Source organism: Nocardioides okcheonensis (assembly GCF_020991065.1).
Classification (GTDB): domain Bacteria; phylum Actinomycetota; class Actinomycetes; order Propionibacteriales; family Nocardioidaceae; genus Nocardioides; species Nocardioides okcheonensis.
This window is the reverse complement of record NZ_CP087710.1, coordinates 3,587,145-3,608,847: the sequence shown is the minus strand read 5'-3', so window position 1 is coordinate 3,608,847 and position 21,703 is coordinate 3,587,145. Positions and strand designations below refer to the sequence as shown.

The window sequence follows — 21,703 nt, the reverse complement described above, 5'->3', positions numbered from 1 at the left end:
AAGCAGTTGCAATGCCTGCAATATTTTGCAGGCACGTCGGCCGAGAGTCTGCGTACCTTCCCAGCGCGCTCTCAGGGCTTCCACAGGGAGGCGACGCACGGTGGAGTCATGAGCGACGGATTCCCTCCCCAGAACGGTGCCGGCGAGCCGGCAGACCCCTCCCGTCCGACCCCGCAGCAGCCCGCGGACGGGTGGCAGCACTCCCCCGGCTGGCCCGCGCCGGCCGCCCCGCTCACCCAGCAGCGCCCGCCGCGACGTCGACGCACCGGCCTGGCGGCCGCGGTGGTCGCGACGTCCCTGCTCGTCGGCGGAGGCGCCGGCGTCGGCGGCGCAGCGTTCTGGGACGCCACCCACGACGACCCGGCGGGGACCTCGAGCGCCAGCCCGGTCTCGACCTCGACCGTGGCGAACCAGAGCCAGTCCCCCGCCGCCGACGGCTCGGTCGAGTCGGTCGCGCAGAAGGTGCTGCCGAGCGTCGTCAAGATCAACGTCGCGGGCCAGCAGGGCGAGGCGTCGGGGTCCGGCATCATCCTCACCGCCGACGGCACCATCCTCACCAACAACCACGTCGTCGAGCTCGCCGAGGACGGCGGCACGCTCAAGGTCGACTTCAACGACGGCACCAGCGCCGACGCCGAGATCCTCGGCACCGACCCGCTGACCGACACCGCCGTCATCAAGGCCTCCGGTGTCTCCGACCTCACCCCCGCCACCATCGGCAAGTCCGCCAACCTCGGCGTCGGCGAGGGCGTGGTGGCGATCGGCTCGCCCTTCGGGCTCGACGCCACCGTCACCTCCGGCATCGTCAGCGCCCTCGACCGACCGGTCAACGTGGGCTCCGACGACCAGGGCAACTCCACGACGTACCCCGCGATCCAGACCGACGCCGCGATCAACCCGGGCAACTCCGGCGGTCCGCTCGTCGACATGACGGGAGCGGTGATCGGCATCAACTCCTCGATCCGCACCGCGGCCTCGCAGTCGGCCTACGGCTCGTCGGGCGAGTCCGGCTCGATCGGCCTCGGCTTCGCGATCCCGATCGACGAGGTGATGCCGATCGTGGACCAGATGGCGCAGGGCGAGACGCCCACGCACGCGCGCCTCGGCATCCGCGTCGGCGACGACGAGGCCGGCGCGAAGATCGCCGACGTCACCGCCGGCTCGACCGCCGCCGACGCGGGCATCAAGACCGGTGACGTGATCACGTCGGTCGACGGGAAGAAGATCACCGGCGCCGACTCGCTGGTCGCGACGATCCGCTCCTACCGTCCCGGGGACCAGGTGAGCGTCACCTGGACCCGTGGCGGCGAGCCCCAGGAGGCGACCGTGACGCTCGACAGCGACGCCACCTCCAGCGCCGGCTGACACGACACGGACCCACCCGTTGCCCAGGCTCAGGCCGGCCGCGCCATGATGGGGCGGCCGGCCTGACCCGTCTTCGACCGAGGAGCCACATGCAGCTCGAGCTGAGCCCGACCGACGCGGAGTTCCGCACCCGGATGCGCGAGCTCTTCACCACCAAGGTGCCGCAGGAGATCCGGGACACCGTCCTGGCGGGTCGCCACCTCTCGCACGACCAGATCGTCGAGAGCCAGCGCATCCTCAACGCCGAGGGCCTCGCGGTGCCCCACTGGCCCACCGAGTGGGGCGGGCAGGACTGGACCGACCTCCAGCGTCACCTCTGGCACGAGGAGATGCAACGCGCCGGCGTGCCGCTGCCGCTCGCCTTCAACGCCTCGATGATCGGCCCGGTGATCGCGCAGTTCGGCACGCAGGAGCAGAAGGAGCGGTTCCTGCCCGCGACGGCGAACCTCGACATCTGGTGGTCGCAGGGCTTCTCCGAGCCCGACGCGGGCTCCGACCTCGCCAGCCTGCGCACCTCTGCGGTGCGCGACGGCGACGACTGGGTGGTCAACGGGCAGAAGACCTGGACCACGCTCGGCCAGTACGGCGACTGGATCTTCACCCTCGTGCGCACCGACCCCGAGGTGAAGAAGCAGGCCGGCATCTCGATGCTGCTCATCGACATGACGTCGCCGGGCGTCGAGGTGCGTCCGATCGAGCTCATCGACGGCGGCCACGAGGTCAACGAGGTGTGGTTCTCCGACGTCCGCGTCCCAGGCGACCTGATGGTCGGCGACCCGGGCCAGGGCTGGACGATCGCGAAGTTCCTGCTCGGCAACGAGCGCGTCGGGGTGGCTCCCGTCGGCGCCACCAAGCGGGCGCTCGCCCGGCTCAAGTCGGAGGCCGCCGACCTGATGGACGACCCCCTCGTCCGGGCCCGCGTCGCCGAGCTGGAGAACGACCTGCTCGCCCTCGAGCTCACCGCGCTGCGGGTCGTCGCGCACTCCTCGGACGGGGCGCCGCACCCGGCGTCGTCGGTGCTCAAGCTGCGCGGCTCCGAGCTGCAGCAGGCGGTGAGCGAGCTCGCGCTCGACCTCGCTGGACCGGCCTCGCTCGCGGCACGCGCCGACGACGACTCGCCGCAGGAGGGCTGGGCGCGCCGCTCCGCGCCGACCTACCTCAACCTCCGCAAGGCCTCGATCTACGGCGGCTCCAACGAGGTGCAGCGCCAGATCATCAGCCGCACGATCCTGGGCCTCTGAGGGCCCGGAGAGGACTGGTCATGGACTTCACCCCTGACGACGAGCAGCAGGCCCTGCGCGAGGCCGTCCGCGGCCTGCTCGCCACGACGTACGCCGACCACGACGCGCGGCGCCGCACGGTGGCCGAGGATCCCGGCTTCGACGAGAAGCTGTGGGGCCGGCTGGCCGAGATGGGCGTGCTGGGGCTGCCCTTCAGCGAGGCCGACGGCGGCGTCGGCGCCGGGCCGGTCGAGATCGGCATCGTGTGCCAGGAGCTCGGCCGCGTGCTCGCCCCCGAGCCCTACCTCGCCTCGGTCGTGCACGCCGGCGGCCTCGTCGCCGCGTGCGGCACGGCGGAGCAGAAGGCCGACGTGCTCGGTCGGCTCAGCGCGGGCGACCTGGTGCTCGCCGCGGCCGACACCGCGCCGGGCGCGCGGTGGTCGTCGGCCAACGACGGCGTGCGGGCCACCGTCGAGGGCGACGCGTGGACGCTCACCGGCGTCGCCGACCCGGTCGTCGGCGGCGCGCGGGCGGACCTCCTGGTCGTGACCGCGGCGCTGCCCGACGGCGGCACCGGGCTGTTCCTGGTGTCCCCCGAGGCGGTCGAGCGCACCGGCTACGTCGCCGCCGACCTGACCCGTGCGGCGTCCGTGCGGTTCGACGCGAGCGCCGCCACCCCGCTCGGCGAGCCCGGGCGCGACCTCTCCGCGAGCATCGCCACGATCAGCGACCTGACCCGGATCATGGGCGCCAACCAGGCGCTCGGCGTCATGCAGTCCCAGGTGCGCGCGACGACCGACTACCTCAAGAGCCGCACGCAGTTCGGCGTCACGCTCAACACCTTCCAGGCGCTGACCTTCCGCGCGGCCGACATGTACGTCTCGCTCGAGATGGCGCAGAGCATGGTCGACTGGGCGACGATGACGATCGCCGGCGGCGACCCCGCCGTCGTGGCCGACGCCGCCGACCGGGTCGGCCTCACCATCGCGCGCACCGGGCGGCACGTCGGGCAGGAGGCGATCCAGCTCCACGGCGGCATCGCGATGACGGCGGAGTACGCCGTGGGCGTCGGCGCCGCCCACGTCGAGGTGCTCGGGCAGTGGCTCGGCAACGGCGCCCACCACCTCTCGCGCCTCGCGGACCGGGTCGGCGAGCACGAGATGGTCGACGCCGTCTGATGGACCTCTCGCTGAGCGAGGAGCAGCAGGAGTTCCGGGCGCTCGCCCGCGACTTCCTGGAGCGCGAGGCCGTCCCGCACCGGATGCAGTGGGACCACGACGAGTCCGTCGACCTCGCGATCGTGCCCAAGATGGCCGAGCTCGGGTTCTTCGGGCTCACCATCCCCGAGGAGTACGGCGGCGTCGGCGGCGACCACGTGACGTACTCCCTCGCCATGGAGGAGCTCGGCCGCGCCGACTCGGCGCTGCGCGGCATCGTGTCGGTCAGCAGCGGGCTGGTCGGCAAGTCGATCCTCTTCCACGGCACCGAGGAGCAGAAGCAGGAGTGGCTGCCCCAGCTGGCCGCGGCGACGAAGCTCGGCTGCTTCGGGCTCACCGAGCCCGGCACGGGGTCCGACGCCGGCAACCTGACCTCGCGCGCGCGGCGGGACGGGTCCGACTGGGTGATCGACGGGCAGAAGCTCTTCATCACCAACGGCACGTGGGCCGACGTCGCGCTCGTCTTCGCCCGGACCAGCGACGAGGGACCCCGCGGCGTGACGGCGTTCCTGGTGCCGACCGACGCCCCGGGGTTCACCGCCCGCGAGATCAAGGGCAAGCTCGGGCTCCGCGGCCAGGCCACCGCCGAGCTGTTCCTCGACGGCGTGCGCGTCCCGGACGCGGCGCGGCTGGGTGAGGTCGGCCAGGGCTTCAGGATCGCGATGGGCACCCTCGACAAGGGCCGCCTGGCGGTCGCCTCGGGGTGCGTCGGCATCGTGCAGGGCTGTCTCGAGGCGTCCGTCGCCTACGCCACCGAGCGCCAGCAGTTCGGTAGGCCGATCGCGTCGTTCCAGCTCGTGCAGGACATGATCGCCGACATGTCGGTCGACGCCGACGCGGCGCGGCTGCTGTGCTGGCTGTGCGCCGACCTGGTCGACCGCGGCGAGCCCTTCGGCACCGCCGCGTCGAAGGCCAAGCTGTTCGCGTCGGAGGCGGCCGTGCGCGCGGCCAACCTCGCCGTCCAGGTCCACGGGGGGTCGGGCTACGTCGACGACTTCCCGGTCGCGAAGTACCTCCGCGACGCCCGCGTGATGACGCTCTACGAGGGCACCTCGCAGATCCAGAAGCTGATCGTCGGACGCGCCGAGACCGGGATCAGCGCCTTCACCTGAGCGACGGTCAGGGACCGGCGTCGACCAGGCGACGTACGTCGTCGAGCTCGAGGTCGTGGGGGCCGACCCGCGTGAGCACCCACGACGCGCCGCGGTCGAGCCACGGCGCCGGGTCCTGGTCGGGCTGCAGGTCGACCACGAGGTCGAACCCGGGAGCGGGGTCGTGCGCCGCGAGGTCGGCCGCGACCCGGTCGAGGTGGTCCGGCCCGCCGAGCCCGATGACGAAGAAGCCGTCGTGGCGGGCCGCGCGCCGCAGCGGGGCACGGTTGCCGAACCGTCCGGCCAGCCACACCGGCACGTCGGGCGCCGACCGCCCGCGCACGCCGCGCGCCGCGTAGTGCTCACCGTCGTGGTCGACCTCCCCGTCGCCGAGCAGGCCGGCGAGGACGGCGAGCCCCTCGTCGAGCATCCGCCCGCGGACCTTCGGGTCGGTCTCGTCGCCGTAGCCGCCGAACTCCCCCACCCAGTCGTCGCCGATCCCCAGCCCGAGCACGAACCGGCCGCCGGACAGCACGGCCAGGCTCGCCGCCTGCTGCGCCAGCACCTGCGGCCGTCGGCGCGGCAGCGGGGTCACCATCGGGCCGAGCAGCATCCGCTCGGTGCGGTCGGCCACCACGGCGCAGCAGGTCCACACGTCAGCGAGGTCGGTGACCCGGTCGCCGTACTGCAGGTGGTCCCAGAGGAAGAAGCCGTCCCAGCCGGCCCGTTCCGCCGCGACCGCGAGGTCGCCCACCACGCGCGGGTCGGCGAGGGCGTCGAAGGGGGCCACGAACAGGCCGCGTCGGGTCGTCATGGCGCCATTGCAGCACGACACTGCGGTCGACGGCTGCCGTGGCCGACGGGGCCGCCCCTACCCTGTGCCGGTGTCCTGGACCGAGAGCATCGACGGCTACTGCGAGCGCACCGACCCGTCCTTCTGGTCGGAGCCCGTGAACGCCCTGACCAACCTGTCGTTCGTCGTGGCCGCGGTCGTCACCGCACGCATGGCACGACGAGCCGGTGACCGGTCGGCGCTGCTGCTGGCGGTGTGCGCAGGCAGCATCGGTGTCGGGTCGTACCTCTTCCACACGCTCGCGACCCGGTGGTCGATGCACGCCGACGTGTGGCCGATCCGCGTGTTCGTGCTGCTCTTCCTCGTCCTGGCGGTCGTGCGGTTCCTCCGGGCGCCGGTCTGGGTCGGGCTGGCGGCGGCGGCCGGGTTCGTGGCGGTGACCGCGGCCACGATCGCCGCCGGGCGGACGCTCGGCCTCACCCTCAACGGCTCGATCGGCTACGCCACCGTCCCGGTGGCCATGGCCGCGATGGCCGCGTTGACGGCGCGCGAGGACCGTCGCTCGTCCCGCGCCCTGCTCGCGATCGCGGCGGTCTTCGTGGTCTCCCTGGGCTTCCGCACCGTCGACCGCGAGCTGTGCGCCGCGCTGCCGCTCGGCACCCACTTCGGCTGGCACCTGCTCAACGGGGTGGTGGCCGGGACGATGATCGCCCTCTACGTCAGGAAGGGCCAGGACCGCCCAGCTTCTTCTGGAAGTCCCCGAGCCACGCGACCGGCCGGAAGCCCAGCGCCTCGTTGACCGCGACCATGTGGGTGTTCACCTCGGCGTTGTAGGTCGTCAGGCGGACGATGTCGGGGCGCTCGCGCTGCAGCAGGCGCAGGTTGGCGACCTTGACCGCGATCCCGAGGCGGTGGCCGCGGTGCGCGGTCTGGACGAGGGTGCCCCACTGGTAGGCACGGCCGGGCTCGTGGACGGTCGTGGCGAGGTCGGTGTAGGCGACCACCTCACCGTCGCCGGTCAGGGCCACGGTGTTGAGCTTCGTGCGTCCCTGCGCGACCAGGGTCGCCTCGCGCTCGCGCACCGCCTCGGTGCTGACCGCCTCGGGCTCCAGGTCGAGGTCACCGGTCGGCGCCTCGGTCGCCAGGCTCGACGTGAGGGCGGCCCAGCCCGCGAGCAGGTCGTCGGGGACCGGCCCGACCCAGGAGCGGAGCGTGTACGCGGCGTGGGCGGGCGCCGCGTCGTCGGCCAGCCGGGCCAGCACCGCGTCGTCGACCGGGAGCCACAGCTCGCGCTGCACCTCCGTCAGCGCGAGGTCGTAGCCCCGCACCCGGGCGAAGGACGGGCCGGACGCGCCGTCGCCCCCGGGCCCGGCGGCCGAGGGCCACCCGCAGAGGCCGGTCAGCACCCGACGGCCGCGGGCGGCCGCGGCGGACTCGAGCACGTCGAGGACGGCCGAGCCCACGCCGCGGCGGCGGGCGTGGGGCAGCACGTGGACCGCCACCTCGGCGAGCTCGAGGTTGTCGAGCAGCGGCGTACGCATCCACCCGGCCGCCACGACCTCGCCGTCGAGGTGTCCCGACCACCCGCCCGAGCAGCTGTGCGAGGCCGTCGCCCGCATCGCGACGCGCAGCTCCTCGACCTGCCAGACGGTCGCGAAGTCGTCGAGGTCGTGGCGCTCGGCCGCGGCGTAGACGGCGTGCCAGGCGTCGAAGGCAGCGTCGTCGTGGACGTCGAGCTCGCGGACCTCCAGGCCCGGCGGCGGGGTGGTCATCGGGTGCGGGCCACCCGGCCCTCGTCCCAGACCGGGCCGTCGGACTCGTAGACCTCGCCGTCGGCGCCGTAGACCAGGAACCGGTCGAAGCCGCGGGCGAACCAGCGGTCGTGGGTCACCGCCAGCACGGTGCCCTCGAACGCCTCCAGACCGGCCTCCAGCGCCTCGGCGGACTGCACGTCGAGGTTGTCGGTGGGCTCGTCGAGCAGCAGCAGCGTCGCCCCGGAGAGCTCGAGCAGCAGGATCTGGAACCGCGCCTGCTGGCCGCCGCTGAGTGACTCGAACCGCTGCTCGCCGGCGTGCGCGAGCTCGTAGCGGTCGAGCACCCGGCTCGCGGCCTCGCGGCCCATCCCGGCCCGGCCGTCGGGGGTACCGTCGCCGCGGTGCAGGATCTCCAGCAGCGTGCGCCCGACCAGCTCGGGGTGCTCGTGGGTCTGGACGAACCAGCCGGGACGCACCCGCGCACCGAGCTTCGCCGACCCGGTGTGCGCCACCGGCGCGGGCGGGTCGCCGACCGGCCGGTGCTCGACGTCGGGGTCGCTGCCGCCCGCTGCCAGCAGGCGCAGGAAGTGGGACTTCCCGGAGCCGTTGGAGCCCAGCACGGCCACGCGCTCGCCGTACCAGACCTCGAGGTCGAAGGGCCTCATCAGGTTCGTCAGCTCGAGGTCGGTGCACACGACGGCGCGCTTGCCCGTGCGCCCGCCCTTGAGCCGCATCGTCACCTGCTGCTCGCGCGGCTGCTCGATCGGCGGCCCGGCGTCCTCGAACTTCTTCAGCCGGGTCTGCGCCGCGCGGTACTGCGAGGACATGCCGTCGTTGTACTCCGACTTGATCTTCAGCCGCAGCACCAGCGCCTTGATCTTGGCGTGCTCCTCGTCCCAGCGGCGGCGCATCTCCTCGAAGCGCTCGAAGCGGTCGCTGCGCGCCTCGTGATAGCTCGCGAAGCCGCCGGGGTGGGTCCACACGAGGTTGCCGGCGCTGCCGAGCTCGACCGTGACGATGCGGGTCGCGGTGTTGTCGAGCAGCTCGCGGTCGTGGCTGATGAACAGGATCGTCTTGGCCGACTCGCGGATCCGCCCCTCGAGCCAGATCTTGCCGGGCACGTCGAGGTAGTTGTCCGGCTCGTCGAGCAGCAGCACCTGGTCGGGCCCGCGCAGCAGGTACTCCAGCACCAGCCGCTTCTGCTCGCCGCCCGACAGGGTCGAGAGCAGGCGGTGCCGGGCGCGGTCGAAGGGCAGCCCCATCGCCGCGGTCGTGCACACGTCCCACGTCACCTCGACGTCGTACCCGCCGGCGTCGGCGTAGTCGGACAGGGCGGTGGCGTACGCCATCTGGGTGCGCTCGTCGTCGGTGTCCATGAGCGCCAGCTCGGCGGCGTCGACCGCCTCGGCCGCCGCGCGCACGGCGGGCGGCGCCACGCTCAGCAGCAGGTCGTGGACGGTCTCGTCGCCGCCGCCGTGGCCGACGAACTGGCGCATCACGCCGAGCCCGCCGGAGCGGGTGACCACGCCCGCGTGGGGGGTGAGGTCGCCGGTGACGATCCGCAGCAGCGTCGTCTTCCCGGCCCCGTTGGCGCCCACGAGCGCGACCTTCTGGCCGTCGCCGACGCGGAAGCTGACGTCGTCGAGCAGCACCCGCCCGTCCGGCAGCTCGTACCTGACCCCTGCCACGTCCACATGTCCCACGAGGAGAAGTGTCGCAAGCCGGACGCGTGCCGTCGCCCGGTTATCCCGCCCGCCCGTCGGAGGAGGGACGGGGTGCCGTCACGAGACCGATGGTCTAGACCGCGGTTAGGGTGCAGGGCATGGCGACCACCACAGGAGACCAGCAGACCACCGTCCCCCGATGGCGGGTGATCGGGCCCGGCCTCGTCGTGGCCGCCACCGGCGTCGGCGCGGCCGACCTGGTGGCGACCCTCATCGCCGGCCAGAAGTTCGGCTACACGCTGCTGTGGTGCGTGGTCGTGGGCTGCGTCATGAAGATCGTGCTCGTCGAGGGCGCGGGCCGGTGGTCGCTCGCGACCGGCCGCACGATCTTCGAGGGCTGGCGCTCGCTCGGGGCGTGGACGACCTGGTACTTCGCGCCGTACATCGTCATCTGGGGCTTCGTCTACGGCGCCGCCGCGATGGCCGGCACCGGGCTGGCCCTGCAGGGGCTGCTCGGTGGGCTCTCCACCACGTGGTGGGGCATCCTGTCCGGCCTGCTCGGCCTGCTGCTGGTGTGGACCGGGCGCTACTCCGTCTTCGAGAAGGTGCTGGCGGCCCTCGTCGGGATCATGTTCGTGACGATGGTCGGCGCCGCGCTGCTGACGCTGCCCAACCTCGGCGAGCTGCTCACCGGCCTCGCGCCGCGCATCCCCGACGGCGGCCTGGTCAACACCCTCGCCCTCGCGGGCGGCGTCGGTGGCACCATCACGCTCGCGGCCTACGGCTACTGGCTGCGCGAGAAGGGCTGGGCCACGCCCACCTACATGCGGGTGATGCGCATCGACAACACCGTCGCCTACGTGGTCACCGGCATCTTCGTGCTGGCCACCCTGGTCGTCGGCGCCGAGCTGCTCTACTCCACCAGCGTCGCGATCGAGAGCGGCGACGCCGGCCTGCTCGACCTCGGCGTGGTGCTGCAGGACCGCTACGGGCAGTGGGCCGGCAAGCTGTTCCTGCTCGGCTTCTGGGCGGCCGCGATGTCGTCGCTGGTCGGTGTCTGGAACGGCGTCAGCCTGATGTTCGCCGACTTCGCGACCAACGTGACCGGCGGCCCTGCCGAGGATGCCCGCGCCGGCGGGAAGTGGTACCGCGCCTACGTCCTGTGGCTGACCTTCCCGCCGATGGTGATGATGTTCCTCGGCAAGCCGGTGTGGCTGATCCTGGCCTACGGCGTGCTCGGCGCGTTCTTCATGCCGTTCCTCGCGGTCACGCTGCTGTGGCTGCTCAACACCGACCGGACGCCGGCGGAGTGGCGCAACAAGCTGCACTCCAACGTGCTCATGGTCGTCATCGCGCTCGCCTTCGTCGCGCTCTGCGTCAACGAGGTCCGCAAGGCGGTCTCGGGCGCCTGAGCTCAGGCGCCGGTGGGGTGCCGGACCCACACGTTGGGCTCGACGTAGACGGCCGTGCCGTGCTCGGCGTCGCACATGACCGGCGCGAGCGCGCCGGGCACGACGACCGGTCCGGTCGTGTCGAACGGCAGCCCGGTCCACGCCCGCCACTCCGCGACCGTGCCGGGGATGACCATCGAGCGCGGCGCGACCCGGTCGATGCGGCCGCCGGCGCGCACGTGGACGCGCAGCCACGGGTCGACCGGCAGCCCGTCGTCGCGGGTGCGGGAGGCGTACGTCTCCATCGGCTCGTGGACGTCGGTCTTGCCGTTCGGGCGGACCGGGGCGAGCAGCTCGGAGTAGCCGAGGCGTCCGGCGTTGTCGCGCAGCGCGGCGAGCATCACGCTCGAGAGCCCGGTCCCCTGGAGCTCCGGGACGATCGCGATCTCGGCGGCCGTGATCGCGTTCGGCGTCTCGCCCCAGACGGGCGTCAGCACCGCGCTGCGCAGCGCGAAGTCCCAGCCGGCGTCGGGCAGCTCGCCGTCGGGGAGCTGGAACGGCGCGCTGTGCGCCTTGGCGACGATCCGGCCGTCGCCGTCGAGGGCCACCAGCACGCACTCGAGGAAGAGCTCCTCGAGGCAGGCGTAGTAGGAGTTGCCGATCGGGTCGTGCTTCATGAACTCCGGCCACGACGTCTCCATCGCCCAGAACACGTCCCACGGCTGGGGGCGCTGGGCGAGGGTGACGATCTCGAGGTCCATCCGGCGATTGTGGGCGTCGTGAGTCGTCGCCGCCACCGACTTGTCAGGCTCTCGCTGAACTTGTCAGGGCGTGCACGGCCTGACAAGTTCAGCGATCCCCGGTCAGCCGGGGATCGCTGAAGAGGCCCTCACATCCGCTCCGCCACCCGCCGCGCCGCGACCTGCAGCACGTCCCAGGCGGTCGCGAACGGCGGGGCGTACGCCAGGTCCATCCACGCCAGGTCGTCGACGGTGCCGCCGTGCCACAGCACCGCGGCCGCCGCGTCGACCCGCTTGCCCGCGCCGCGACCACCGACCAGCTGCACCCCGAGCAGCCGCCGGGTGGCGCGGTCGGCCATCACCCAGATCGCCACCGGGTCGGCCTCGGGCATGTAGCCGCTGGCGGTCGAGCCCTCGGTGACCAGCACGACCGGGTCGAGGCCGGCGGCCTCGGCGTCGGCGCGGGACAGGCCGGTGCGGGCGACCTCGACGTACTGCCCGCCGGCGGCGAAGCGGGTGATCGACGTGTCGGTCATCCCGTCGAAGGCGAGCGACCCGCCGGCGAGGCTGTCGCCGAGCGCGCGGCCGTGCTTGTTGGCGTGGGTGCCGAGCGGGCGGAACACCCACGCGTCGTCGATCCGGCGACGCACCTCGCAGCAGTCGCCGGCGGCCCAGACGTGCTCGGCCACCCGGCCGTGCGGGTCGGGGCGCAGCGCCCCGTCGTCGGCGAGCGGCACGCCGGTGCCGCGCAGGAAGTCGGTCGCGGGCCGGACGCCGGTCGCGACGACCACGAGGTCGGCCTCGCGGGTGCCCCCGTCCCAGTGCACGCCGGTCACGCGCTCGCCGTCGAGGTCGAGCCCGGTCACCTCGGCGCCGAGCACGAGGTCGACGCCGGCGCCGACCAGCGCCGCGTTCACCCGGTCGGACATCTCGTCCTCGAGCATCCCCATCCCGCGGGTGCGGGTCAGCACGGTCACCGCGAGCCCGCGGCGCAGCGCCGCCTCGGCGACCTCCACCCCGACGTACCCGGCGCCGACCACGACGACGCGGGCGCCCGGGCCGGCCTCCTCGAAGCGCCGCAGCCACGCGCCGCCGTCGTCGAGGGTCTTGACGGTGCCGACCCCGTCGTACGGCGTCCCGTCCGCGCGCAGCGCCCACTCCGGCACCACCGCGGGAGCACCCGTGGCGACCACCAGCTCGTCGTAGGCGAGCACCTCGCCGTGGGCGGTGGTCACGGTGCGCGCACCCGTGTCGACCGCGACCACCTCGGTGCCCATCCGCAGGTCGAGCCCGCTCGCGAGGTGCTCGTGGGCGCTGCGGGCGACCAGGTCGCCCGGGTCGTCGACGTCGCCGGCCATCCAGTAGGGGATGCCGCAGGCAGAGTACGAGGTGTGGTGGCCGCGCTCGAGCACCGTGACCGCGAGCTCGCGCCCGTGCCGCTTCGCGGTGCGCAGCGCCTGGTGGGCGGCGGACATCCCGGCCGCGTCGGCCCCCACCACGACGACCCGGGTCGCCCGACCCCCGTGCTCGCTCACTCCTCGGTCTGCTTCGCCCAGAGGTTGATCCCCGACTCGACGGCGTACCGGTCGATCTCGGCGAGCTCGTCGTCGGTCAGCGGCGGTCCGGCGAGCGCGTCGAGGTTGGTGTCGAGCTGCTCGACGCTCGAGGCGCCGATCACGGCGCTGGTGACCCGCCGGTCGCGCAGCACCCACTGCAGCGCGAGCTGGGCCAGCTTCTGCCCCCGCTGCTCGGCGACGGCGTTGAGGCCCCGGACCCGGTCGAGCACCGCCTCGTCGAGCCCGGCGACCGTCGAGTCCTCGCGTGCGGCGCGCGAGTCGGCGGGCACGCCGTCGAGGTAGCGGTCGGTGAGCAGGCCCTGGGCGAGCGCGGTGAAGACGATGCAGCCCATCCCCTGCGCGTCGAGCTCGTCCAGCAGGCTCGGGCCGTCGCCGTCGGGCCCCTCGATCCACCGGTTGAGCATCGAGTACGACGGCTGGTGGATGAGCAGCGGCGTGCCGAGCTCGCGGGCGATCGTCGCGGCCTCGCGGGTCCGCGACGCGGAGTAGGAGGAGATGCCGGCGTAGAGCGCGCGCCCGGACCGCACCGCGGTGTCGAGCGCCATCATCGTCTCCTCGACGGGAGTCTCGGCGTCGAATCGGTGGCTGTAGAAGATGTCGACGTAGTCCAGGCCCATCCGGCGCAGCGACTGGTCGAGCGAGGCGAGGACGTACTTGCGCGAGCCGCCGCCCTGGCCGTAGGGGCCGGGCCACATGTCGTAGCCGGCCTTGGTGGAGATGACGAGCTCGTCGCGGTAGGGCGCGAAGTCGTCGGCGAGGTAGCGCCCGAAGTTCTCCTCCGCGCGACCGTAGGGCGGGCCGTAGTTGTTGGCGAGGTCGAAGTGGGTCACGCCCCGGTCGAAGGCGCGGCGCAGGATGGCGCGCTGGGTCTCCTCGGGCCGGTCGGTGCCGAAGTTCTGCCACAGGCCGAGCGACAGCGCGGGCAGCTTCAGCCCGCTGCGGCCGGTGGACCGGTAGTCCATGCCGGTCGCGTCGTCGTACCTGTCGGGGGCTGCGTCGTGGGCCATGGCCCCATCCTGCCCGGTGCGCGGGCAGCGAGGCCCCTCGGGGACACGCCGGGGATCATCCGGATCGACGCCGTTCGCGCCCGTGGGATTGACTGGCCCCATGGCTTCGTCGACGGCGTCCACCCTGCGTGGCACCGCCCTGCGCCTGGCCCTCTCCGGCGTGCGGCGGGTGCCGTACGTGCGCGTCCCCGCCGGCATCCGGTACCCGCTCCAGCGCGACGGCGTACGCCCCGTGGCCCGGCTGGCGCAGACCCGCGAGCGCGGCGACGTGGTGCGCTTCGCCAGCCTGCTCGGCACCCGCGTCTGGCTGGTGACCGGTCACGACGTGGCCCGCACCGTCCTGGCCGACTCCACCTCGTTCGCCAACGACGTGCGCGGCCTCATCGGCCGCCAGGAGCGCGCGCCCGCCGAGCGGATCGGCGGGCTCGGGATGACCGACCAGCCCGACCACGGTCGCCTGCGCGGCCTGCTCACGCCGTCCTTCACCCGGCGCCGGCTGCTCGACCTCCAGGCCGACGTCGACCGCGTCGTCGCCGCCGCGCTCGACGACATGGAGGCCCACGGGCCCGAGGTCGACCTCGTCGAGCGGTTCGGCTTCCAGGTGCCGTTCGAGGTGATCTGCGACCTGCTCGGGATGCCCGACGTGGACCGGGCGGAGTTCCGCCAGCACGGCGCCGCCCGCTTCGACCTGCGCGACGCCGGCGCCGGCATCTTCGACACCGCCGCCGGCACCCGGCAGTTCCTCATCGACCTGGTGGCCTCCGAGCGCCGGTCGCCCCACCTGCCCGACGGGCTGGTCTCCCGGCTGGTCGCCGACCACGGCGCGGACTTCGACGACGTCGAGCTCGGCGGCCTCGCCGACGGCGTCTTCCTCGGCGGCTACGAGACCAGCGCCAGCATGCTCTCCCTCGGCACGTGGGTGCTGCTGCAGCACCCGGCCTCGTGGCGGGCGCTGCGCGAGGGCGACCCGGTCGAGGTCGAGCGGATCGTCGACGAGCTGCTGCGCTTCGTCTGCCCGGTCCAGATGGCGTTCCCCCGCATCGCGCGCCACGAGGTGGCGGTCGGCGAGCAGGTGGTCCGGGCCGGCGACATCGTGCTGGTCTCCCTCACCGGCGCCGGTCGCGACCCGGCCCGCCACGTCGACCCGGAGGCCTTCGACCCGACCCGCGAGCCGGTCGCGACGCTCGCCTTCGGCCACGGCCTGCACCGCTGCGTCGGCGCCGAGCTGGCCCGGATGGAGCTGCGCACCGCGCTGGTCGGGCTCGCGCGCCGCTTCCCCGACCTGTCGCTCGCCTGCGACCCCACCGACCTGCGCTTCACCGAGCTGGCGATCGTGCACGGGGTGGAGCGCCTGCCCGTACGGCTGGGGTGAGCGCCGCCCGCGACGTACCGTGGGCGAGGTGGCAGGACGCGCCGTGCTCGCGCTCGCCGCGGCGCTCGCCGCGGTGACCACCGCCTGCGCGTCCGACGACCCTCGCCGCGCGCCGGAGCCCGGCGCGGGCAGCACCTCCTCGGGCGCCCCCGCCCCGTCCGCCTCGGCCGGCACCCCGACGCCCACCAGCGAGCCCACCACCGAGCCGACCACCGAGCCCGCCCCGGAGCCCCGGCGCTCCTTCGTCACCATCGAGGCGATCGGGCTGCGCGACTTCCCGGTCGTGCGCTACCGCGGGTCCCCCGACGACGCACCGGGCACCGCGCTGCAGGACGCCGGCGAGATGGCCTCCCCGCGCGGCCCGGGCGGCGGCACCGGGCCGGGCGAGATCGGCAACTTCATCGTCACCGGTCACCGGCTCACCGGCGCCGCCCCCCTGCGCTACTCCCCCAGCCTCGTCCGCGGCGACCGGATCCGCGTGCGCAGCGGCGACACGGTCTTCGTCTACGAGGTGCGCCGCACCCGCTGGACCTCGTTCCGCGAGCCCGCGTCGCTGCGCGCCCAGCGGGCCGAGGTGCCCGGCCGGCCCGGCCGCACCGCGACCCGGGCGATGATCACGCTGTCGACCTGCGCGACCCTCGAGGACCACGCCGCCGGCAACTACTGGTCCGACGAGTTCAAGAACCCCGAGCACCGCATCGACAAGATCGGCGTGCTCGTGGCCACCCGTCCGGCCTGATCGCCCGGCGGATAACGCCCACCCCTTGCCTCCCGGCGCGACGGACGGTTGAGTGCGCGCCATGTCCGACCCCGAGGACCGCTGGCGCGACCCGACCTTCCTCGCCGCCGCGCACGCGTGGATCCACCAGCAGCTCGACGGAGGGACCGGGGGTCCGGTGCTGCAGGTCGAGCAGACCCACGTCACCCCCTGGTCGACCGTCATGCGCGTCACGGCGCGCCACCAGGTCCTCTGGTTCAAGGCGAACGACGAGCCGATGCGGCACGAGGCGGCGCTCACCGCGTTCCTCGCCGCGCGCTCGGGAGAGCGGGTGTGCCGCCCCACGGCATACGACCGCGTCACCGGCTGGATGCTGATGACCGACATGTCGCCGCGCCTGCGCGAGGTCGTGGCCGAGGAGCGCAGCCTGGATCGCTGGCACGAGGTGCTCGACGCCTACGCCCGCATCCAGCTCGCGTGCGAGGACCAGGTCGACGCCCTGCTGGCCCTCGGCGTACCCGACCGGCGGCTCGCGACGCTGCCGGGCGCGTACGCCGACCTGCTCGCAGGGCTCGACGACGCCGACCCACGCCTCCCCGGACCGGAGACCGTCGAGGCGATGTGCGCCGGGCTCGCGGCCCTGGGCCTCCCGGACACCATCCAGCACGACGACCTGCACGACGGGCAGGTGTTCGTGCCCCACGGTCACGCCCACGTGCTCGACTGGGGCGACGCCTGCGTCTCCCACCCGTTCCTCACGCTCGCCGTGACCCTCGAGGGGGTCATCGCCTGGGGCGTGGACGACGAGCAGGACTCCGAGGACGTCGGCCCCTTCCTGCGGTCCTACCTGCGGCCCTACGCCGAGCGGCACCGGGCGGACGGGGCCCGGCTGCTCGAGGCCGCCCGGACGGGGATGCGGCTCGGCTGGGTCTGCCGCGCGGTCAACGGCCACCTCCCGCACGACCCGGCCTCGACCCACACCCGGCTGCGGATGTTCCTCGACGGGCGCCCCTAGGCCCGGCGCGTCTCCAGCACCCGGAAGCCCTTGCTGCTGGCGAGCCGCTCGGTCGGCCAGCCCTGCTCGGTCAACCAGCGCTGGAGCGAGTCGCCGCCGAGGTTCTTCCCCACGACCATCACCATCCGCCCGCCCGGCGCGAGGCGCGGGAGCCACGTGAGCAGCAGCTCGTGCAGCGCCTCCTTGCCGATCCGGATCGGCGGGTTCGACCAGATCTCGTCGAACACCTGGTTGCCGGGCACCTGCTCGGGCAGGCAGGCCACGAAGCGCGACGACAGGCCGGCCGCCCGCGCGTTGTCGTTGGCCAGGAGCAGGGCGCGCTCGTTGACGTCGACCCCCGTGACGTTGGCCAGCGGCACCGCCTTCGCCAGGGCGAGCCCGATGACGCCGTAGCCGCAGCCGAGGTCGAGGAACTGCCCCTGCGGCGGCGGTGCGAGCTCCTTGAACAGCACGGCCGTCGCGTGGTCGAGGTGGCCGCGGCTGAAGACCCCGGACCCGGTCTCGAAGGTGAGCTCGTGGCCCCAGAGCTCCGCGGTGAACGGCTCGCGCTCGAACGGGCTGGTCGGGTCGGCGGAGAAGTAGTGCTCAGGCATCGATCGCCTCTCGTCGGGCGCGGGCGCGGTCGGCCTGGGCCGCCAGCTCCGCGTCATCGGGGTAGCCGACCTCCTCGAGGGTGAGGCCGTGGGCGTGCACCACGCGTACGCCCTGGTCGCGGCGCCGCCCGGCCATCACCTCGGCCGGCCAGTCGACGGGCCTGCGGCCCTCGCCGACGGCGATCAGGCTGCCGACGAGGGCCCGGACCATGTTGTGGCAGAACGCGTCGGCGCGCACGGTGCCGACCGCGACGCCGGCCCGGTCGCGGCGCCAGTCGAGGTCGAGCAGCGTCCGGACGGTCGTGGCGCCCTCGCGCTGCTTGCAGAAGGCGGCGAAGTCGCGCAGCCCGAGGAGCGCCGCGGACGCCTCGTTCATCGCGGCCAGGTCGAGCCGCCGGCCCCACGCCAGCACGTGGCCGCGGGTCAGGGGGTCGACCACGGCCCGGTCGTCGGCGATGCGGTAGGCGTAGCGGCGCCACACGGCGGAGAAGCGCGCGTCGAACCCGACCGGCGCCTCGCTGATCCGTCGCACCCGCAGGTCGGGCGGCAGGATCCCGTCGACCCGACGGGCCAGGGCCTCCAGCGGCGGGTCGGTCGAGCGGCCCGCGGAGGCCTCGACCACCCCGGGCTCGACGTCGAGGTGGGCGACCTGCCCGCGCGCGTGCACGCCGGCATCGGTGCGCCCGGCGACGGTCACCCGCGCGGACTCCTGCCGCAGCGCCGTCGCCAGCGCCGCCTCGAGCGTGCCCTGCACGGTGCGCCGCGTCGGCTGGGCGGCCCAGCCGGAGAACTCCGTGCCGTCGTAGGCACAGTCGATCCGCAGGCGCACGCCCCGATCCTAGGCGTCCGGGACGGCTCGGGCCGAGGGGGTGCCGTCCGCGGCCGCGGCTCCCTAGGCTGGTGGGGTGACCCGCCCGCTGCCCACCGGTCCGCTGCTCGCCGCCCTCGGCCTCGCCGCGTCGCTGGCCGCGGCCCCTGCACCCGCCGCCGTGCCGGTCACGGTCACCGTGGTCGGGTCGGGTCCCGTCGGGGAGGCGCGCGCCGGCACCGCCGGGACGGACACCGACGGCGACGGCCTCGACGACCTCGTCGACGGCTGCCCGACGCTCGCGTCCGGCAACCCGACCGGTTGCCCCTCGGCGGCCCGCCGCGCGCGGCTGCGCTGGCTGGAGGGGCCGGGACGGCTCGAGGCCCGGATCACCTCCCCGGTCCAGGCCTGCGCCTCCCGCGCGCGCGTCAAGCTCTGGCGGGTCCGGCCCGGCGGCGACGCCAGGGCCGGCTCCGAGGACGCCTCGGCCCGCGGGCGGCAACGGTTCCGCGTCCCGCGCGGCGCCCGCTACTACGTCAGCGTCTCGCCGTCCTACGCCTCCGGGCTCGCCGAGTGCGACAAGGCGGTCTCGCGCATCGTGCGCGTCCCGCGGCGCTAGTTCAACCGATTGGTTGACAAAGGATCCCACCCGGCCTACCTTCTTGTTCAACCCATCAGTTGAAGAAGGTGCCCCGTGACCGACCCGCTCTCCCGCGTCTTCGCCGCGCTCGCCGACCCGACCCGTCGGGACATGGTGGCCCGCCTCGCCGAGGCGGACCACACCGTGGGCGAGCTGGCCGAGCCGTACGCCGTCAGCCTCCAGGCCGTCTCCAAGCACCTCAAGGTGCTGGAGGACGCCGGCCTGGTGACGCGGACCCGTGAGGCGCAGCGACGTCCGGTGCACCTGGAAGCCGAGGTGTTCGACCTCATGACGAAGTGGATCGAGCGCTACCGCCGGCAGGCCGAGGAGCGGTTCTCCCGCCTCGACGGCGTGCTCGCGCGGATGCAGGACGACGAGGACGCCACCGACCGACCCCGCACCCAGGAAGGAACCGCATCATGACCACCACGCACGACCAGCAGGCCACCACGCGCTACCCCGAGGCCGCCATCGAGGCCGACCCCACCGTCCCTGCGATCCACATCTGGCGCGACTTCGCCGCGACGCCCGCCCAGCTGTTCCGCGCCCACACCGACCCCGCGCTCTTCGCCCGGTGGAGCGGCCCGAGCAGCATCGGCGCCGAGATCACCGAGTGGGACGCCCGCGACGGCGGGTGCTGGCGCTACACCGCCCGCGGCCTCGAGGGGCGCGACGAGTTCGAGACGTCGTTCCACGGGTGCTTCCACACCGTGCGCGAGGACCGGATCGTGCAGACCTTCACCTGGGACGGCATGCCCGACGCGGTCGCCCTGGAGACGATGACCTTCGAGGACCTCGGCGACGGCCGCACCCGGCTGCACGCCTTCAGCCTGTGCGACTCCTTCGAGGCGCGCGACGGCTGGCTCAGCAGCGGCATGGAGGTCGGCGTGCACGACGGCTACGCCGCCATCGACCGCCTGCTCGCCGACGGCACGCTCTGATGGCCCTCCCCGAGGCTCCCGCCGACCGCCACGCCGCGGTCGCGCGGGGCTTCGGCCGGCTCGTCGAGCAGACGCCCGACTGGTCGGCCCCCTCCCCCGTCGCCGGGTGGACGGCCCGCGACGTGGTCGGCCACCTCGTCGAGTGGTTCCCTGGCTTCCTGGCCGCCGGCGGCGTCGAGCTGCCGGCCGGCCCGACGGTCGCGGACGACCCGTGGGCCGCGTGGGAGCACCACGCCGACGCCGTGCAGGGCCTCCTCGAGCAACGCCCCGACGAGGAGTTCACCCACCCCTACGTCGGCACCCAGACGCTCGCCGAGGCCGTGGACCGGTTCTACACCGCCGACGTCTACATGCACTCCTGGGACCTCGCCCGCGCGGGCGGCCAGGACCCCGGCCTCGACGAGGACTTCGCCGCCCGGATGCTCGAGGGCATGAAGCCGATCGAGGCGATGCTGCGCGACTCCGGCCAGTACGGCCCGGCCGTCGCAGTCCCGGACGACGCACCGGTCGTCGACCGGCTGATGGCCTTCATCGGCCGCGACCCCGGGTGGCGCGCCTCGTAGGGTCGGGGCCATGAGCTACGTCGTCTACGGCACCGGGGCCGTCGGTGGGGTCATCGGCGGCCACCTGCACCTCGCGGGGCTGCCCGTCACGCTCGTCGCCCGCGGCGCCCACCTCGAGGCGATCCGCGCGCACGGCCTCGTCCTCGACGCCGGCAGCGGCCGGCACCGGATCGACGCGCCCGCCACCGACGGAGCGGCCGGGGTGGGGTGGACCGACGACACCGTCGTCCTGCTCGCCGTGAAGTCCCACCAGGTGGCGGCCGCGCTCGACGACCTGCGCCGCCACGCGCCCGCCGACGTCGCCGTCGTCTGCGCCACCAACGGTGTCGCCACCGAGGTCGCGGCGCTGCGGCACTTCGCCAGGACGTACGCCGTGTGCGTGATGCTCCCGTCGTCGCACCTCGAGCCGGGCGTGGTCGTCGCCTCCTGCCACCCGACACCGGCCATCCTCGACGTCGGACGTGTCCCCGGCGGCACCGACGCGACGACGGCGGCCGTCGCGGCCGACCTCCGCACGGCGGGGATCGCGTCGCAGGAGCGCGACGACATCATGGCCTGGAAGCGCCGCAAGCTGGTGCTCAACCTCGGCAACGGCGTCGATGCGGCGTTCACCCCCGGACCGGGCGCCGACGAGCTCGCCGCGCTCGCGCAGGCCGAGGGCGAGCGTGTCCTCGCCGCCACCGGCCTGAGCGTGGTCACGGCCGCGGACGACACCGCCCGGAGGGGCGACGTCCTGCAGCGGCGCCCCGACCTCGAGCGCCGCGGCGGGTCGACCTGGCAGAGCCTCCACCGCGGCACGGGCGACAGCGAGATCGACTACCTCGCCGGCGAGGTGGTGCTCCAGGGTCGCCTGCTCGGGCTGCCGACACCCGTCAACGAGGCCATCGTCGCGGCGACCCGCTCCCTGGCGTACGCCGGCGGCGCCGCCCGCAGCCTCGACCCCGCCGCGGTACTCGCGACCCTCCGCCGCTGAGCGGTGCCCCACCCACATTCCTGCACCCGAAAATGTGGCTCACGCACCGCCCCCAGCGCGAGCGGTGCCCCACCCACGTTCCGGCGCCCGAAAATGTGGCTCACGCACCGCCCACCAGCGCGAGCGGTGCGTGAGGAGGATTCCAGCAGCCCACAATCCCCCTCACACACCGCTCGGGTGGCGGGCTGGCCGGGTAGCGGGCAAGGGCGTACGCCCCCGGGGACGCGCGAAGGCCCGCCACCCCAGGGGGTGGCGGGCCTT

Annotated in this window: 22 protein-coding genes; 14 read left to right on the top strand and 8 right to left on the bottom strand. The window is 74.0% G+C overall.

Annotated elements, in window-relative coordinates:
• Positions 1 to 108: 108 nt before the first annotated feature.
• The 4 genes from LN652_RS17600 (at position 109) to LN652_RS17585 (ending at position 4,914) form a co-directional block, all read left to right on the top strand.
• Entirely contained in the window at positions 109 to 1,365 is a 1,257-nt protein-coding gene (locus tag LN652_RS17600) for a S1C family serine protease (RefSeq protein WP_230441881.1), read from the top strand.
• An 89-nt stretch (positions 1,366 to 1,454) separates the two neighbouring features.
• The gene (locus tag LN652_RS17595) at positions 1,455 to 2,606 is read left to right on the top strand and encodes an acyl-CoA dehydrogenase family protein (RefSeq protein WP_230441880.1); all 1,152 of its coding nucleotides are present in this window, start codon (positions 1,455 to 1,457) and stop codon (positions 2,604 to 2,606) included.
• A 20-nt stretch (positions 2,607 to 2,626) separates the two neighbouring features.
• Positions 2,627 to 3,763 carry an acyl-CoA dehydrogenase family protein gene (locus tag LN652_RS17590; RefSeq protein WP_230441879.1) on the top strand — a complete coding sequence of 379 codons (1,137 nt, stop codon included), beginning with the start codon at positions 2,627 to 2,629 and terminating at the stop codon, positions 3,761 to 3,763.
• Positions 3,763 to 4,914 (top strand): acyl-CoA dehydrogenase family protein, encoded by a 1,152-nt coding sequence (locus tag LN652_RS17585; RefSeq protein ID WP_230441878.1) that lies wholly within the window; start codon positions 3,763 to 3,765, stop codon positions 4,912 to 4,914. Before LN652_RS17590 ends, LN652_RS17585 begins: the two co-directional genes overlap by 1 nt.
• Before the next feature lie 7 nt (positions 4,915 to 4,921).
• Here LN652_RS17585 and LN652_RS17580 read toward each other — a convergent pair whose 3' ends face one another.
• The gene (locus tag LN652_RS17580) at positions 4,922 to 5,707 is read right to left on the bottom strand and encodes an LLM class flavin-dependent oxidoreductase (RefSeq protein ID WP_230441877.1); all 786 of its coding nucleotides are present in this window, start codon (positions 5,705 to 5,707) and stop codon (positions 4,922 to 4,924) included.
• A gap of 70 nt (positions 5,708 to 5,777) precedes the next feature.
• Between LN652_RS17580 and LN652_RS17575 the strand changes: the two genes are divergently transcribed.
• A complete protein-coding gene (locus tag LN652_RS17575) occupies positions 5,778 to 6,485 on the top strand; it encodes a ceramidase domain-containing protein (protein ID WP_230441876.1) in 708 nt (235 codons plus the stop codon).
• Here LN652_RS17575 and LN652_RS17570 read toward each other — a convergent pair.
• Both LN652_RS17570 and LN652_RS17565 read right to left on the bottom strand, forming a co-directional pair.
• Positions 6,406 to 7,458 (bottom strand): GNAT family N-acetyltransferase, encoded by a 1,053-nt coding sequence (locus tag LN652_RS17570; RefSeq protein WP_230441875.1) that lies wholly within the window; start codon positions 7,456 to 7,458, stop codon positions 6,406 to 6,408. The two genes, LN652_RS17575 and LN652_RS17570, sit on opposite strands and share 80 nt — an antisense overlap.
• Positions 7,455 to 9,143 carry an ABC-F family ATP-binding cassette domain-containing protein gene (locus LN652_RS17565; RefSeq protein ID WP_230441874.1) on the bottom strand — a complete coding sequence of 563 codons (1,689 nt, stop codon included), beginning with the start codon at positions 9,141 to 9,143 and terminating at the stop codon, positions 7,455 to 7,457. Before LN652_RS17565 ends, LN652_RS17570 begins: the two co-directional genes overlap by 4 nt.
• A 119-nt stretch (positions 9,144 to 9,262) precedes the next feature.
• Here LN652_RS17565 and LN652_RS17560 point away from each other — a divergent pair, with 119 nt between their 5' ends.
• Complete coding sequence (locus LN652_RS17560; RefSeq protein ID WP_230441873.1) at positions 9,263 to 10,516, top strand: Nramp family divalent metal transporter; 1,254 nt, start codon at positions 9,263 to 9,265, stop codon at positions 10,514 to 10,516.
• Positions 10,517 to 10,518: 2 nt separating this feature from the next.
• On the opposite strand, the gene LN652_RS17555 is transcribed toward LN652_RS17560, so the two are convergent.
• From LN652_RS17555 to mgrA, 3 genes are all read right to left on the bottom strand, one after another.
• Positions 10,519 to 11,256 carry an N-acetyltransferase gene (locus LN652_RS17555; protein WP_230441872.1) on the bottom strand — a complete coding sequence of 246 codons (738 nt, stop codon included), beginning with the start codon at positions 11,254 to 11,256 and terminating at the stop codon, positions 10,519 to 10,521.
• A gap of 128 nt (positions 11,257 to 11,384) precedes the next feature.
• On the bottom strand, positions 11,385 to 12,770 hold the full coding sequence (locus tag LN652_RS17550; protein WP_230441871.1) for an FAD-dependent oxidoreductase: 1,386 nt from the start codon (positions 12,768 to 12,770) through the stop codon (positions 11,385 to 11,387).
• The gene (mgrA, locus tag LN652_RS17545) at positions 12,767 to 13,819 is read right to left on the bottom strand and encodes an L-glyceraldehyde 3-phosphate reductase (RefSeq protein ID WP_230441870.1); all 1,053 of its coding nucleotides are present in this window, start codon (positions 13,817 to 13,819) and stop codon (positions 12,767 to 12,769) included. The genes LN652_RS17550 and mgrA overlap by 4 nt, the downstream gene beginning before the upstream one ends.
• A gap of 100 nt (positions 13,820 to 13,919) precedes the next feature.
• On the opposite strand from mgrA, the gene LN652_RS17540 reads away from it, so the two are divergent.
• The 3 genes from LN652_RS17540 (at position 13,920) to LN652_RS17530 (ending at position 16,924) form a co-directional block, all read left to right on the top strand.
• Entirely contained in the window at positions 13,920 to 15,191 is a 1,272-nt protein-coding gene (locus tag LN652_RS17540) for a cytochrome P450 (RefSeq protein ID WP_230441869.1), read from the top strand.
• A gap of 28 nt (positions 15,192 to 15,219) precedes the next feature.
• Complete coding sequence (locus LN652_RS17535; RefSeq protein WP_230441868.1) at positions 15,220 to 15,930, top strand: class E sortase; 711 nt, start codon at positions 15,220 to 15,222, stop codon at positions 15,928 to 15,930.
• A 61-nt stretch (positions 15,931 to 15,991) separates the two neighbouring features.
• Positions 15,992 to 16,924 (top strand): aminoglycoside phosphotransferase family protein, encoded by a 933-nt coding sequence (locus LN652_RS17530; RefSeq protein WP_230441867.1) that lies wholly within the window; start codon positions 15,992 to 15,994, stop codon positions 16,922 to 16,924.
• Here LN652_RS17530 and LN652_RS17525 read toward each other — a convergent pair.
• Positions 16,921 to 17,517 carry a class I SAM-dependent methyltransferase gene (locus LN652_RS17525; RefSeq protein WP_230441866.1) on the bottom strand — a complete coding sequence of 199 codons (597 nt, stop codon included), beginning with the start codon at positions 17,515 to 17,517 and terminating at the stop codon, positions 16,921 to 16,923. The two genes, LN652_RS17530 and LN652_RS17525, sit on opposite strands and share 4 nt — an antisense overlap.
• Entirely contained in the window at positions 17,510 to 18,346 is an 837-nt protein-coding gene (gene truA, locus LN652_RS17520; RefSeq protein WP_230441865.1) for a tRNA pseudouridine(38-40) synthase TruA, read from the bottom strand. Before truA ends, LN652_RS17525 begins: the two co-directional genes overlap by 8 nt.
• A gap of 76 nt (positions 18,347 to 18,422) precedes the next feature.
• Here truA and LN652_RS17515 point away from each other — a divergent pair, with 76 nt between their 5' ends.
• The 5 genes from LN652_RS17515 (at position 18,423) to LN652_RS17495 (ending at position 21,442) form a co-directional block, all read left to right on the top strand.
• Complete coding sequence (locus LN652_RS17515; RefSeq protein WP_230441864.1) at positions 18,423 to 18,944, top strand: hypothetical protein; 522 nt, start codon at positions 18,423 to 18,425, stop codon at positions 18,942 to 18,944.
• Positions 18,945 to 19,019: 75 nt separating this feature from the next.
• Positions 19,020 to 19,388, top strand: a complete 369-nt coding sequence (locus LN652_RS17510; protein WP_230441863.1) for an ArsR/SmtB family transcription factor — start codon at positions 19,020 to 19,022, stop codon at positions 19,386 to 19,388.
• A complete protein-coding gene (locus LN652_RS17505; RefSeq protein ID WP_230441862.1) occupies positions 19,385 to 19,906 on the top strand; it encodes an SRPBCC domain-containing protein in 522 nt (173 codons plus the stop codon). The genes LN652_RS17510 and LN652_RS17505 overlap by 4 nt, the downstream gene beginning before the upstream one ends.
• Positions 19,906 to 20,469: a TIGR03086 family metal-binding protein gene (locus tag LN652_RS17500; RefSeq protein ID WP_230441861.1), complete on the top strand. Its 564-nt coding sequence runs from the start codon at positions 19,906 to 19,908 to the stop codon at positions 20,467 to 20,469. The genes LN652_RS17505 and LN652_RS17500 overlap by 1 nt, the downstream gene beginning before the upstream one ends.
• A 10-nt stretch (positions 20,470 to 20,479) precedes the next feature.
• Positions 20,480 to 21,442: a ketopantoate reductase family protein gene (locus LN652_RS17495; protein ID WP_230441860.1), complete on the top strand. Its 963-nt coding sequence runs from the start codon at positions 20,480 to 20,482 to the stop codon at positions 21,440 to 21,442.
• The last annotated feature ends 261 nt before the right edge of the window (positions 21,443 to 21,703 follow it).